11 protein-coding genes and 1 tRNA gene are annotated in these 13,436 nt (G+C 71.8%); 11 read left to right on the top strand and 1 reads right to left on the bottom strand.

The genetic code is table 11. The features are described 5' to 3' along the window. The first annotated feature begins 16 nt into the window (after positions 1-16). The 10 genes from blsE to ACFXG1_RS03035 all read left to right on the top strand — a co-directional run bounded on the left by blsE (position 17) and on the right by ACFXG1_RS03035 (position 11,795). Positions 17-1,006: a cytosylglucuronate decarboxylase gene (gene blsE / locus ACFXG1_RS02990; RefSeq protein WP_384709518.1), complete on the top strand. Its 990-nt coding sequence runs from the start codon at positions 17-19 to the stop codon at positions 1,004-1,006. Continuing rightward, positions 994-1,908: a CGA synthase-related protein gene (gene blsF / locus ACFXG1_RS02995; protein WP_384709516.1), complete on the top strand. Its 915-nt coding sequence runs from the start codon at positions 994-996 to the stop codon at positions 1,906-1,908. The genes blsE and blsF overlap by 13 nt, the downstream gene beginning before the upstream one ends. 166 nt (positions 1,909-2,074) lie before the next feature. Next, the gene (gene blsG, locus ACFXG1_RS03000; RefSeq protein WP_384709513.1) at positions 2,075-3,241 is read left to right on the top strand and encodes an arginine 2,3-aminomutase; all 1,167 of its coding nucleotides are present in this window, start codon (positions 2,075-2,077) and stop codon (positions 3,239-3,241) included. After that, positions 3,238-4,419 carry a DegT/DnrJ/EryC1/StrS family aminotransferase gene (locus tag ACFXG1_RS03005; RefSeq protein ID WP_384709510.1) on the top strand — a complete coding sequence of 394 codons (1,182 nt, stop codon included), beginning with the start codon at positions 3,238-3,240 and terminating at the stop codon, positions 4,417-4,419. The genes blsG and ACFXG1_RS03005 overlap by 4 nt, the downstream gene beginning before the upstream one ends. After that, positions 4,416-5,654, top strand: a complete 1,239-nt coding sequence (locus ACFXG1_RS03010; RefSeq protein WP_384709507.1) for an ATP-dependent carboxylate-amine ligase — start codon at positions 4,416-4,418, stop codon at positions 5,652-5,654. The genes ACFXG1_RS03005 and ACFXG1_RS03010 overlap by 4 nt, the downstream gene beginning before the upstream one ends. Positions 5,655-5,795: 141 nt before the next feature. Then, complete coding sequence (locus ACFXG1_RS03015) at positions 5,796-7,022, top strand: MFS transporter (RefSeq protein ID WP_384709504.1); 1,227 nt, start codon at positions 5,796-5,798, stop codon at positions 7,020-7,022. A 139-nt stretch (positions 7,023-7,161) separates the two neighbouring features. Beyond that, positions 7,162-9,063, top strand: a complete 1,902-nt coding sequence (locus tag ACFXG1_RS03020; protein ID WP_384709501.1) for a hypothetical protein — start codon at positions 7,162-7,164, stop codon at positions 9,061-9,063. Between the two features lie 43 nt (positions 9,064-9,106). After that, positions 9,107-9,757 carry a class I SAM-dependent methyltransferase gene (locus ACFXG1_RS03025; protein ID WP_384709498.1) on the top strand — a complete coding sequence of 217 codons (651 nt, stop codon included), beginning with the start codon at positions 9,107-9,109 and terminating at the stop codon, positions 9,755-9,757. A gap of 86 nt (positions 9,758-9,843) precedes the next feature. Then, entirely contained in the window at positions 9,844-10,431 is a 588-nt protein-coding gene (locus ACFXG1_RS03030; protein ID WP_384709495.1) for a nucleoside 2-deoxyribosyltransferase, read from the top strand. Beyond that, positions 10,428-11,795, top strand: a complete 1,368-nt coding sequence (locus tag ACFXG1_RS03035; RefSeq protein WP_384709492.1) for a M1 family metallopeptidase — start codon at positions 10,428-10,430, stop codon at positions 11,793-11,795. The genes ACFXG1_RS03030 and ACFXG1_RS03035 overlap by 4 nt, the downstream gene beginning before the upstream one ends. A 103-nt stretch (positions 11,796-11,898) precedes the next feature. On the opposite strand, the gene ACFXG1_RS03040 is transcribed toward ACFXG1_RS03035, so the two are convergent. Beyond that, positions 11,899-11,972, bottom strand: a tRNA-Thr gene (locus ACFXG1_RS03040). Between the two features lie 230 nt (positions 11,973-12,202). On the opposite strand from ACFXG1_RS03040, the gene ACFXG1_RS03045 reads away from it, so the two are divergent. Continuing rightward, positions 12,203-13,339: an ABC transporter ATP-binding protein gene (locus ACFXG1_RS03045; RefSeq protein WP_384740510.1), complete on the top strand. Its 1,137-nt coding sequence runs from the start codon at positions 12,203-12,205 to the stop codon at positions 13,337-13,339. The last annotated feature ends 97 nt before the right edge of the window (positions 13,340-13,436 follow it).

A 13,436-nucleotide genomic window follows, 5' to 3' on the forward strand; every position in this document is an offset into this window, starting at 1 on the left:
GAAAGGTCCCCACGCCGTGCCTCCACGCGATCGCTATCTCTTCATCAGAATCCTGGAAGCCTGCAACGCCGACTGCTTCATGTGCGAGTTCGCCCTGTCCCGCGACGCGTTCCGTTTCTCCACCGAGGACTTCGACGACCTGCTGCCCAAGGCCGGGGACGCCGGTGTGGGCTACATCCGGTTCACCGGGGGCGAACCGCTGATGCACCCCGATGTGGTGGAGCTGGTGCGCGCGGGCACGGCCGCCGGAATGAAGATGTCCCTCATCACCAACGGCTCGATGCTGCCCCGGATGGCGGCGCCCCTGGCCGCGGCCGGCCTGGCCCAGGTGATCGTCAGCCTGGACGGCGCCTCGGGCGCCACCCACGATGTGTACCGGCGCTCTCCCGGCATGTTCGACAACGGGCTGCGCGGCCTGCGGGAGGCAGCCGCGCTCGGTGTCCTGCCCAGGGTCAACACCGTGGTGGGGCCGCACAACTACACCGAGATGCCCCGGCTCCAGGAGGTCCTGACGGACGAGGGGGTACGGCAGTGGGAACTGTCCGCGCTCAAGCTCGACCGCACGATCACCTACCCCGACGCCGACCACGTCCGCGGCGTCTGCGATCCGGTCTACGACGCCGACCCGGCCGTCCTGCTGGTCCCGATGGGCAAACGCTTCTACGGGGACACCCCGCGGGAACAGGAGCGCTACTTCACCGAGTCCGTCACACCGCGCGCCTCCGAACCGCTGTGCCATGTCGCCGACGACGTCATCTACGTGGACGGCAAGTACGGACGGATGTACGCGTGCAGCTGCATCCCCCACCGGGAAGGCGACGACGGGCCCGGTGGCGCGCCGTTCCGGGAGCGGGGGGTGATCCGGCTCGACACCCCGGTGTTCCGGGCGCACGCCGACTACTTCCGCGAGCGCGGCCCCGAGGTGTGCAACGGCTGCTCCACCACCGCCGCCGGATACAGCGACGACGTGGCCAGGCTCGGGGCGGTGGGGGCATGGCACTACTGAACCGGTCCTGGGCGCCTTCGGCCGGTGGCGCGGCACCCGGCCCGCGGGTGCTGCTGAGCGCCCGCGAGGACCAGCTGGACTCGATCCTCGCCCTCGGCCGGGTCGCCGCCCACCTCGGCGACCTCCGCCGGGCCGACAGAGCCGAGCCCGAACTCCCCCCGGTCGCGGCGCTGGTCTGCGACGACGTGGCGGCCACCGAGCGGCTCCTGACCCTGGGCGTGCCCGTGGTGCACCTGCAATCGGGGCCCGCCGGTGAGACGCCGCCGGGGCGGGTGCTGGTACGGGTGCACCGGCCGGGGTGGCTGCCGCCGCCCGGGCCCCCGGCCCGGGGCGGGCGCCCCACCGGAGTCCTCGCGCCGCGGCGCACCGGCCGGAGCCCGGCCCGCTCGGGCACCCTGGTGCTGCTGTCCCTGTGGCGCGTTCCCCCGGCCGAAGCGGGGGCCTTCGCGTCCGGAGCGCTGCGGGAGCTGGTCGCCGCCGCGCTGCGGCACACCGGAAGCTGCACCGTGGTCGCCGACACCGGGCTCGCACGCGTACGGTCCGCCCTGGCGGAACATCCGGACGTCCGGGTGCTCCGGGCCGCCGATACCGACCCGGACGCCCTCCACGCCGACGCCGCCGTCCTCCTCGCCTCGCCGGTCCTCGGGGCGCTCGCCCTCGCGCAGGCGCGACGGGCACCGCTGGCACTGCTGCCGCCGCTGGGGCCCGCCCAGCGGGCCCTCGCCGGAGAGGTCGCGGAGATCCTGCCGTTGCCATCGGCCGACGATCCCGACGATCCGGGCCTGTGGTCACCCGCGGCCGCGGCCGGGCCGTGGCATCTGCTCGACCCGGCACTGGACGACCTGCGCGGTGCGCAGCGGGTCGCCCGTACCCTCCGCCAACTCGCTCTCGCGCCCCTGTGAGCGCCGTTCACCGCGGGCCCGGGGCGCCCCGTCCGGTATCCGCTGCCCCGTCCCGTATCCCCCGTATCCCCGGTATCCCCCGTCCCGCCGTCCCGTCGGCCCGCCGGACCGGTCCCGCCGGCTCCGGCCACCTCACCCACAGCGTCCGCGTCGTGCAGGAGCCGTCATGTCCCACGCCCTCCGCAAACCCGTACCCGCCACCCGCCCCGAACTGATCCGCCCCAGGGTCCCGGAGACCGACTGGGACGACTGGCGCTGGCATATGCGCCGACGTATCACCAACGTCGAGAAGGCCAGTCGGTGGATCAACCTCAGCGCCGACGAGGAAGAGGCCATCGCCGGGGTGGCGGGCAAGTACCGCTGGAGCGTCACCCCGTACTACGCCTCCCTGATGGACCCGGACGACCCCGGCTGCCCGGTCCGCCAGCAGGCCGTACCGGCCCTCGGTGAGCTGGTGGAGTTCCCGGGGGCCGAGGTAGACCCGGTCGGGGACACCTACTACCGCAGGACCAACCGGGTCGTGCACAAATACCCGGACCGCGTGATCATGCTGATCACGGAAGCCTGCCCCGTCTACTGCCGCCACTGCACCCGCAAGTTCCACACGACCGACGTCGACGGCACCTACTTCCGGGACGACGAGGGCGGCTCCTTCGACGAGGACCTGCGCTACATCGCCGACCACCCCGAGATCCGGGACGTCCTGCTGACCGGCGGCGATCCGCTGTCGTACCAGGACGGCAAATTGGAGGAGATCGTCGCCGGGCTGCGGGCGATCCCCAGTGTGGAGATCATCCGGATCGGCAGCAGGTTCCCCGTGCTGCTGCCGCAGCGCATCACCGAAGACCTCTGCTCGATGCTCTCCCGCTACCACCCGGTCTGGCTGAACACCCACTTCAACCATCCGAAGGAGATCACGCCGGAGGCCGCGGCGGCCGTGGACCGCCTGCTCCGGCACGGCATCCCGGTCGGGAACCAGACGGTGCTGCTGCGCGGTATCAACGACGACGTCCCCACGATGCGCACCCTCATGACCGAGCTGCTGCGCATCCGGGTCCGGCCGTACTACCTCTACCACTGCGACAACGTCACCGGGGTCTCGCACTTCATGACAACCGTGGAGAAGGGCTGGGAGATCATGGACGGCCTCCAGGGCCACATCACCGGATTCGGTGTCCCCCAATACGTTCTGACCACCAAGATTGGCAAGATCCCGATCGCCCGCCCCTCCTTCACCACCACTCCCGACGGCCTGCTGCTCCGCAATTACCGAGGCCAGGAAATGGTCGTCGACGGTGACGCGCAGCCGATCACGGAGTCCGGGACACGATGAGCACACTCGGCAATCGGCTCGGCCAGCGCTTCCTGCCCTACGGGGCGAACTACCTCGACTGGTCCGATATGTCGGAACTGCGGGAGGTGATCGAGCACCAGGTCCTGTTCCGGTACCAGACCGGGAACGAGAGCATGGCATCCCGCCTGGAGCGGACCGTGGCCGAACGCCTCGGCGTCGGCCACGCCCTGGCCGTGCACAACTGCACGGAGGCGTTGCGGCTGGCACTCATCTCCACCCGCCCGGCCGTCGGCGACCTGGTGCACATCCCGGCGGTGACCTTCGTCGCGGTGGCCGGAGCGGTGCTGTCGTGCGGCCTGATCCCGGTACTGGTGGACGCCGACGACTCGCTCTCCATGGATCCGACCCTGCTGCCGCCGGACGCGCAGCGGGTGATCACGGCCCATATGGAGGGCACCGTGGCACCGCTGCCGACGGGGGTGCCGTATCTCGTCGAGGACTGCGCGCAGTCCCTCGGCGCGCGCTTCCCCGACGGCCGGTACGTCGGGACGGCGGGCTACGCCGGGACGTTCAGCTTCCACCACAACAAGGTCCTCACCTCGGGCGAGGGCGGGCTCGTCGTCACCGACTCCGACGACGCCCGGGCGATCATGCGCCGCTACCACGACCACGGCTCGGCACGGGTGCCCGGCCAGTACCCGACATGGGACGACGACGCCCACTTCGGGGAGAACTTCGTCACCAGCGAGCAGGTCGCGGCCGTCCAGTGCCAGCAGTTCCGCCACCTCGACGAGCTGCTCGCCGGACTGGAGCGGATGTACGCGATCGCCATGGCCGGACTCCCCGGCCGGACCGATCTGGAGGTCCTGCCCCGGGCCGCCGGCGATGTGAAGGTCAGCCTGCGGTTCCGGTGCGAGAGCAAGGAGCTCCGCGATGCCGCGGTGGCCGCGCTCACCGCGGCCGGCATCGCCAACTGGACGCTCGGGAAGTATCTGCTGCCCGAACATCCGGTGCTCACCGGCCGTCGATCGCTCTATCGCGACGGCTTCCCCTGGAACCACGCCCCGGAGGGGCTCCTCGCCCTCAGCCGCGACGGCTTCGCCCGGACCAGGGACCTGCTGGACCGCACCCTGTGCCTGCCGCTCTCCCCGGAACTCGGCGAAAGGGAGCAGGCTCTCGCGGCCCGGTCCGTCAGCCGGGTGCTGGAGGCGGTGTGAGCGACGCCGAAGTGCTGCTGATGGTGGACGACCGGCCGTCGTCCTTCACCCGTTACGCGGCCCGGGAGCTGGCGGGCCGGCTGGTCCTGCTGCGGTTCGCCGACGCCCGCCCCGACCTGCCGGAGGACTATCTGCGGGAGACCGCGCACCTGCCCGCCTTCTGGGTGGGCGAGGGCGCCGCACCGGCCGAGGAGGCCCGGCGGTACCGGGATTGGGCGGCCGGGCTGCCGACGCCGCCGACCAGGTTCTGCAACCCGTCGGAGCCCCGGCAGGCCGTAGCCCAGCGGTTCGCGGAGCTGGCCGGCCTGCCGCACCTGACCGGGCGGCAGGTGGCCCTGGTCCGGGACAAGGCCGTCATGAAGGCGTGCTTCCGCCGACTGGGGCTGCGTACCGCCGAGTTCACCCGGGTGCGCTCGGCTGCCGGGATCGAGCGGTTCGCCGGCCGGCACGGCTGGCCGGTGGTGCTCAAACCTGTGGACTCCTTCGCCTGTCTGGACACCTACCGGCTCGACGGGCCCGGCGACTGCGCCGGGGTCGACCTCGGGACACGGGACTGGATGGTGGAGGCATACCTCGGCGGTACCGAATGGGAGGTCTGCGCGATCGTCCTCGCCGGCGAGGTCCTCGACGCGTGGCCGAGTGCCATGCCCTGCCGTCCGCTGGACATCGTCGACGGCGCGATGAACGCCAACATCAGCGTCGGCACCGGTGAGGGCCCGCCGGTCGACCTGCGGGCGCTCGTCCAGCGCGTCGTCACCGGGATGGGGATCGACCACGGCTACGTCCACATGGAGTTCTTCCTGATCGACGGCGAGGTGTACGCGGGTGAGATCGGCGTACGGCTCGCGGGCTGCGAGATACCCGCCAACCACGGTCACGCGTACGGCTTCGACGTGTTCGGCGCGACGCTGGCGGTCTATCTGGGCCGCCGCCCGGACCTCGACTACCGGGAGCGCCGCTGCGCCGGTGACCTGCTGCTGCCGCTGCCCGGCACCGGACTGGTCCGGCGAATCACCTCCCGGGACGAACTGCTGGGGATGCCCGGAGTCATCGACGCGGTGCTCAAGGTCCGCGCCGGTGACACGGTGACGGCCCGCCGTGCCTCCCACAACGCCTCCGGGTACGCCCATGTCGTAGGGGTTTCGATCGGGGAGGTGGAGCGTCGCATGCGTGAGGTGCTCGCCCGTTTCACGATCGAGGTGACGGCACGGGAGACCCGTGTCGCCCCCATCTGAACCCCGCCGTGCCGCCCGTACCCGAATGCTGCCCTTACCCGAATGCCGCCCGTACCTGAATGTCGGCCGTGCCGCCCGCCCGGACGGCGGCCCGGCACCCGAACCGGCCGCCCCGCGCGGCCGTCGAACGGAGACCGTGACGTGACCAGCGGCCTGCCCCGTCGCTTCCTCGACCTGCTCACACGTCCCCGGGTGGCCGGGGCGGCGTGGTGGAGCGTCGTCTCCCGACTGCCGGTCTACCTGATGTCACTGGCCATCGTCCTGACCGTCCGTGAACAAGGCGGCAGTTACGCCCAAGCGGGCCTGGTCGCCGCCCTGTACACGCTCGGGATGGCCCTGGGCGGCCCGCTGATCGCCCGCCGCCTCGACCGCGGCGGCCGGGCGGCGGTGCTGACCGCGACCGCCGTCGCCTACCCGACGGCACTCGCCGTCCTGGTGTGGGCGACCCGCCCGGGCGGCTGGGCGCAGCCGGTGACGGCGTTCGCGGCGGGGGTGGTGCTGCCGCCCGCGAATGCCTGTATGCGCTCGTTGTGGGCGCGGCTGCCGCTCCGCAAGGAGGAACGCGAGACGGCCTACCTCTGGGAGGCACTGCTCGCGGAGGTCCTGGTGATCGGCGCGCCGCTGATGCTGGCGGCGCTGATGCTGGCCGGGTCGGCGAGCCTGGCGCTGACCGTGGTCGCGGCGCTGGGCGGCCTGGGCACACTCGGGCTCGCGTACACCCGGCTGCCGGCCGGCACCGAGGACGCGCCGACGACATCGAAGGGCCGACGCCACCCGCTGGGCCCGTTGCGGGAGCCGGCCCTGTTGGCGCTGACCGTCGTCATGGCCGTCTCCGCGGTGCCCATCGGTCTGCTGACCCTGGCGATCCCGGCCTTCACCGATCTGCACGGCGCTCCGGGCGGCGCGGGCGTGGTGTATGCCTGCTGGGGTGTCGGCAGCGCGCTGGGCGCCGTCTGGCTCGGCCGGTCCCAGTCCGAGGTGGCCCCTCAGGTACGCCTGCCCCGCCTGCTGCTGGCCTACGCCGCCGGCACCGGGCTCACGCTGCTCGCGAGCTCCCAGGTGGGCCTGGCCGTGGCGCTCGCGGTGGGCAGCGCACCCATCGCCCTGGTCTCCGCCACCGAGATGAGCCTGGTGAGCGGCATCGCCGACGGACGTTCCATGGCGGAGGCGTTCACCTGGGCGTCTTTGGCCACCGTCCTGGGCGACGCGCTGGGCCAACAGGCCGGCGGGCTGCTGATGGACCCGTTCGGGCCCCGGACGGTGTTCGCGGTGGCGACCGGGACCGCCCTGGCCGCCGCCGGGCTGGCCTTCGCCTTCCGGGGGCTGCTGACCCGGCGGGCGGCCCCGGCGGTGGAGTGCGCGGCATGACGGCCACGCCCTCCGGCCGAGGCCCCCCCACCGACCCGAACCGCTCCCCGTCCGGCCCGAACCGACCGCTCCCCGTCCGGCCCGCTCCCGCCCCCCCCCATGCCCCGCGCCCCGGCGCGGGCGACACGAGGTATCCACCATGAACGCCGCGCTCACCCACCAGCGAGCCGACCGGCCGTCCGGCCCGGCCCCCCTGTTCCGACCGGTCACCCGGCGGGAGTTCGCCGAAGCCGTCCGGGAGTTCCTGGGCTCCCTTCCGCACCCGCCGGTGCCGGTGCCGGTGCCGGTGCCGGTCCCGACCGAGGACCGCGCCGATCTGACGGCGAGCGTCGAACTCGCCGGCCGCCTGTACGGCGGACTGCGGCGGCCGCACCCGCTGGACACCGGCGTCGTCCTCGGCGCGGCGCAGCTGCCGGACGGGCTCGCGGAACTGGCCCGTCCGTTCGCCCGCGTGTGGGCGGACGAGGGAGAACTCGCGGACATCGCCGCGTTCAGGGCCCGGCACGGCGGCTCGCTGCTGCTCGTCGGCTGTTACGACCGGCTCACCCTCGACCCCGTACGGGCCCTGCTGCTGGCGACCTACCGCGGCGCCCGGCACGGACTGACCCTGCTGAGCGGCCGCGACGCCGCCTCGGTCTGCTGGAACGTCGCCAAGCAGTACGCGCGGCCGGCACTCGACGTCGACGCGCTGGGCCTCTTCACCGACACCGACCGGCCGCCCCGGCTGCCCGGCGTCCAGGTCTTCGACGACCGGGACTTCGAGAGTACGGACATCCAGGCGGCGATCGGGGACACCCGATGGCTGCGGGTGGGCTTCCAGGGGCACGGCAAGGACGACAGCGTCAACCTCGGCGAGTTCACCATCTGCGGTCTCAACCCCGCCGCCCCGGCCGTGCCCGGACTCCTCGGTCCGCGCTGCGCGTACGGGCTGCCCTGCTACAAGCCGGAGGACAAACTGGTCCCCCTCAACCGCGTACAGGCCGTGGAACTGGTGCTCAGCGCGTGCAACAGCGGCCCGCTCGCGGACCTCGCCCTGTACGACCCGAAGTACCAGCTGTTGCTGAACGCCCTCGACGGGCCCGCCCGCACGGTGGTCTCGGCCGTATCCGTGCACGACTCCGACCGGCCGGAGAACGTCGCCTGGATGCGTGGCGCCCTCGTCGGCGCGGACTCCGTCGACACCCTCAACGCCAGCCTGGCCGGCTCGCACCCCTACCCGGCGTTCATGCGCTTCGGACTGCCGGAGGCGCCGGAGGACACCCCGGCACCCCCCGCTCCGGTGGACCACCGCCCGGACCCGCTGCTCCTGACCGTGGGCGGCCGGCTCACCGCCTATCTCGCCTCGGACCTGCTGCCGCACCACCACCCGCTGAGGCCCCGGCTGACCAGACTCGCCCGGAAGGTCGACCTCTGGGTGGCCAGGCCCACGCACCTCGCCGACCAGTCGCCCGAGCAGATCACGGCCTCGCTCACGGCGGATCTGCAATCCCTCGACCACGTCATCACCGAGCAAGTCTCGGCCGACCCCGAGACCGCGCTGATGAACTACCCGGCGCACTTCGGCGACCGCAGCACCCTGGACCCCCGGGTCCGGGAGGTCACCTGCCACTGCGGCCGTCCCGCGCAGGAGTTCACCCGGCGGGGTCTGCTCCCGTACGTCCTGGACACCACCTGTGCCGTCTGCATGCGGTGCGGCGATGTCACCTTCCGGATCCCGGACGCACCCGCCCTGCTCGCCCATGCCGCCGACGCGGTCGGGCAGGGCGAGGTACTGGAAGTCCGGGCCACGGTCACCGCGGCCCGCACCGGCCCGGTCCGGCTGGGCCTCTTCGTACCGACCTATCTGCGCGAGGACACGACCGTGGAACCGGCCACCACCAAGCGCCGGCTCACCGGTGGACGAGCCGAGGACGTCGCGTTCCGGGTGCGGTTCGCGCCCGGCACCGCGCCCCAGGCGTACTACTTCACGGTGTTCGCCGTACAGGACCTCGCCGTTTCCACGGCCCGGCGCCACTTCGGAGTCGTTCCCCGGACCGTCTGACCGCCTCTCCTGCCCGCCCCCCCCACCTCACAGGGAGAAGACCATGGAAACCCCGAACGTTACGGAGCCGGGCACCGCGCCCCGGGAGCAGCCGGCGATCGAACTGATCGAGCAGAACGGCCAAGTGACCCTCAGTATCGGCGGCGAGCAGGCCATGCAGGCCTGGGAGCGGGACCTGATGTGGGCCAGCGCCGACATGCTGTGCGAGTACGGCAAGGACTTCTACGAGGTCGGTCTTGGCCTGGGCCTGTCCGCGCTGCGCATCGCCGGCAACCCGGTGACCCGCAGCCACACGGTGCTGGAGCTCTTCGGCGAGGTCGAAGACCTGTTCCGGGCCCGGCACCCCCACGTACCCGACAACCTCACCGTCGAGCGCGGCGACTTCTTCCAACGGATCTTCGAACTGCCGTCGGAGAGCGTCGACGGGATGTTCTTCGACCCGGCCCTCGACATGGAGGTCTGGACGGACGACGAGCTGTGGGCCCGCGTCATGCCGGAGGTCGTCCGGGTGCTGCGCACCGGCGGCGTCTTCATCCCGTTTTTCAGCACCAAGCCGGAGCTGCGCCGGCAGTACTTCCCGCACTTCCGCCGGATCCGGGTCGAACGGCACCCCTTCGTCGCCTACGACACCACCGAGTACACACACGGCGGCACCACCGGCGACGCCTTCATCCAGTGTTTCCTCAAGGACTGACCCGGCTCGCCCCGCCCGCCCCCCTCCCTCTCCACGCGCCACCGACACCCGACACCGAGCACCAGCGCCACCACGGAGGCACTCCCATGGCCGTCACACCACCCCTCGACTCCCCTGGCTCCCGGCCCGACCCGGGCATCCGCTCCCTCTTCCTCGCCGGCCCGTTCATCCAGCTCCTGGACCCCGAGACCGGAAGGATGCCGGCCGCCGCCCGAGGCCCGTTCGACATCCTGATCAAGCATTTCGAGGCACAGGGGCTCTCCGTGCACAATGCCCACCGCCGTGAGGCGTGGGGGGCGGAACTGATGCTTCCGGAGCAGTGCACCAAACTGGACCAGGACGAGATCCGCAAGGCCGATGTCTTCGTGGCGCTGCCGGGCCATCCAGCCTCCCCGGGCACCCATATCGAGATCGGGTGGGCCAGTGCCTTCGGTAAGCCCATCGTCCTGCTGCTGGAGCGCGAACACGAGTACACCTTCCTGATCCAGGGCCTGCACACGGTCGCATCCGTGGAGTACGTGGTCCATACGGATATCGCGGCCTGTCTGCCCGCCGTCGACCGGGCGGTGGACCTGGCGGTGCAGCGGCAGCGGGAACGCGACGGCAGCCGGTTGCCGACGGGCCCGGTCCACCCGCACGAGACGCCGGCGCGGACTCCGCGGGAGGATGCTTGAGCAGGTCCGCTCGGCTCGCGGCGGTCCTTCTCGGGTGCCTCGCGCTGCTGGCCCCCATGCCGGGCGGCACCCCGTCCGGCAACGGGCGGCCCACCGACCCGACCCGGACACCGGCCTCGGCGGCCTACACGGTCGAGCTGGCCGGTGACTCCACGGGGGGCCGGTGGTCCGGGCGCGGGCGCGTGAGCTTCACCCATGCCGCGGCGGATCCGCTCCGGGAGGTCTACCTCAGACTGTGGGGCAACGCCCCCGGCGGCTGCTCGGCACCGGCGGTCACGGTGAGCAACCTCGTCGGGGCCACCGCGGACGGCTTCCGGGCCGGGTGCACGGCGCTCCGGATCGTCCTGCCGGATCCGCTCGGTCCCGGCGAGCGCCACACGATCGGCTTCGACCTCGCCATCCGCGCCCCCGAACTGGCCGACAGCGCAGGAAGGTTCGGCCGGTACGGGGCGTACAGCCACTTCGGCAACGCCCTGCCGGTGCTCGCGGTGAGGGACGGCGCCGGCTGGCACCTCGACCCGTTCACCGACACCGGGGAGTCCTTCTACACCCTGGCCGCCGACTTCACCGTGGTGCTCGACCACCCGGCCGCGCTCAAGGTGCCCGCCACCGGCAGCGCGACCGGCACTCCGGGGTCCACCGGACGGACCGTCACCACGGTGAGGGCCCGCGAGGTGCGCGACTTCGCCTGGTCCGCGGGCCCGTTCGACACCGTGTCCCAGGTCACCGCGGACGGGGTCGTGATCAACGTCCACAGCGGGGCCGGCGTCCCGGCCGCGGATGCCCGGGCCATGCTGGCCGCCGCCGGCGCCGGGATGGCCACCCACGCCCACGCGTTCGGCGGCTACCCCTACGCCGAGCTGGACGTCGTCGTGGACAACGACCTCTGGTTCAGCGGTATGGAGTACCCGGGGTTCGTCCTGAGCCGGGTGAAGACCTCCGCCCTCCTCCACGAGATCGCCCACCAGTGGTGGTACGGCGTCGTCGGGAACGACCAGTACCGCCGGCCCTGGCTGGACGAATCCTTCGCCGAGTACGCCACCGAGCTCGCCATCGGCCGCGACGGCTCGGGCTGCTGGGGGGCCGTCGAGTGGTCCGCACCGCAGGAGTCGATCACCAACGGCATGGCGTACTGGGACGACCATCCCCACCGGTACGAGGACGTCGTCTACGGCTACGGCGCCTGCGCGCTGCACGACCTGCGCCGGATGATCGGCCCAGACGCGATGTCCCGCCTGCTCCGCGGCTATGTCCGCACCCACCGTCACGGCGTGAGCACCACATCCGCCTTCAAGGCCGCCGCCCAAGCCGTCACGGCCAAGGACCTGACCCCGTTCTGGGCCGCCCACCGGATCCATGACTGACCGCCCCCAAGCCTCCCGGCCCACCCTGTGCCCGACGGCTCTCCGGCATCGCTCCGAAACGAAGAATGCCCAGGTCAGAAGCTTCTGACCCGGGCATGAGAAGAGCCCCCTGTCGGATTCGAACCGACGACCTACGCATTACAAGTGCGTTGCTCTGGCCAGCTGAGCTAAGGAGGCACCGGCAGCGGGGCGGACCCCGTGCGAAGGACCCACTGTACACAGCGGGGGCGGGCCGGTGGCGGGGTCCGAGGAGGTGGGGCGGGCGGGTTTGGATCTCGGTTCGGCGGCACTGCTGACAGATGGGACATCGCCGGGGTAGCGTCACCAGCAGCCCACGTGAGTGGACTACACCAATTCCTTTTACTCGGATCGTCCGGCACGTTCCTGCCGGTGAGGGGAGACGCGTCATGGCGTCCGTAACGTTCGACAAGGCCACCCGGATCTACCCGGGGTCCACCAAGCCCGCCGTCGACGAGCTGGAGATCGAGATCGCGGACGGGGAGTTCCTCGTCCTCGTCGGTCCCTCCGGCTGCGGCAAGTCCACGTCCCTGCGGATGCTCGCCGGGCTCGAGGACGTCAACGGCGGTGCCATCCGGATCGGTGACCGGGACGTCACGCATCTGCCGCCGAAGGACCGGGACATCGCGATGGTGTTCCAGAACTACGCGCTCTACCCGCATATGACCGTCGCCGACAACATGGGCTTCGCGCTCAAGATCGCCGGGGTCAACAAGGCGGAGATCCGGGCGAAGGTCGAGGAGGCCGCGAAGATCCTCGACCTCACCGAGTACCTGGGGCGCAAGCCCAAGGCGCTCTCCGGTGGTCAGCGCCAGCGGGTGGCGATGGGGCGGGCCATCGTGCGGGAGCCGCAGGTGTTCCTCATGGACGAGCCGCTGTCGAACCTCGACGCCAAGCTCCGGGTCTCCACCCGTACGCAGATCGCGTCGCTCCAGCGCCGGCTCGGCATCACCACGGTCTACGTCACCCACGACCAGACCGAGGCCCTCACCATGGGCGACCGGGTGGCGGTGCTCAAGGACGGTCTGCTCCAGCAGGTCGACACCCCGCGCAACATGTACGACCGCCCGGCGAACCTCTTCGTCGCCGGCTTCATCGGCTCGCCCGCGATGAACCTGGTCACCGTCCCGATCATCGACGGCGGCGTCAAGTTCGGGAACAGCGTCGTGCCGGTCTCCCGGGACGCGCTGAGCGCCGCCGCCGACCGCGGTGACACCACGGTGACCGTCGGTGTCCGCCCGGAGCACTTCGACGTCGTCGAGCACAACGGCAGCGTCGCCAAGTCCCTCTCCAAGGAGTCCGACGACGCCCCCGCCGGGCTCGCGATCTCCGTCAACGTCGTCGAGGAGCTGGGTTCCGACAGCTTCGTCTACGGCTCCGCCCGCGTCGGCGGCGAGGACAAGGACCTGGTCGTCCGCGTCGACGGCCGGGCCACCCCGGACAAGGGCAGCGAGCTGCACGTCGTGCCGCGGCCGAACGAGATCCACGTCTTCTCGACGTCCTCCGGCGAGCGCCTCTCCGACTGACACACGGCATACCCGCCTTGACGGAACGGCCCCGGGATCCCCGGGGCCGTTTCGCGTTGTCAGGGGCCCGTCGCCGCCGGGCGGATTCGAAAGGTTT

The sequence above is a fragment of the Streptomyces sp. NPDC059248 genome (assembly GCF_042753905.1).
Lineage (GTDB): Bacteria > Actinomycetota > Actinomycetes > Streptomycetales > Streptomycetaceae > Streptomyces.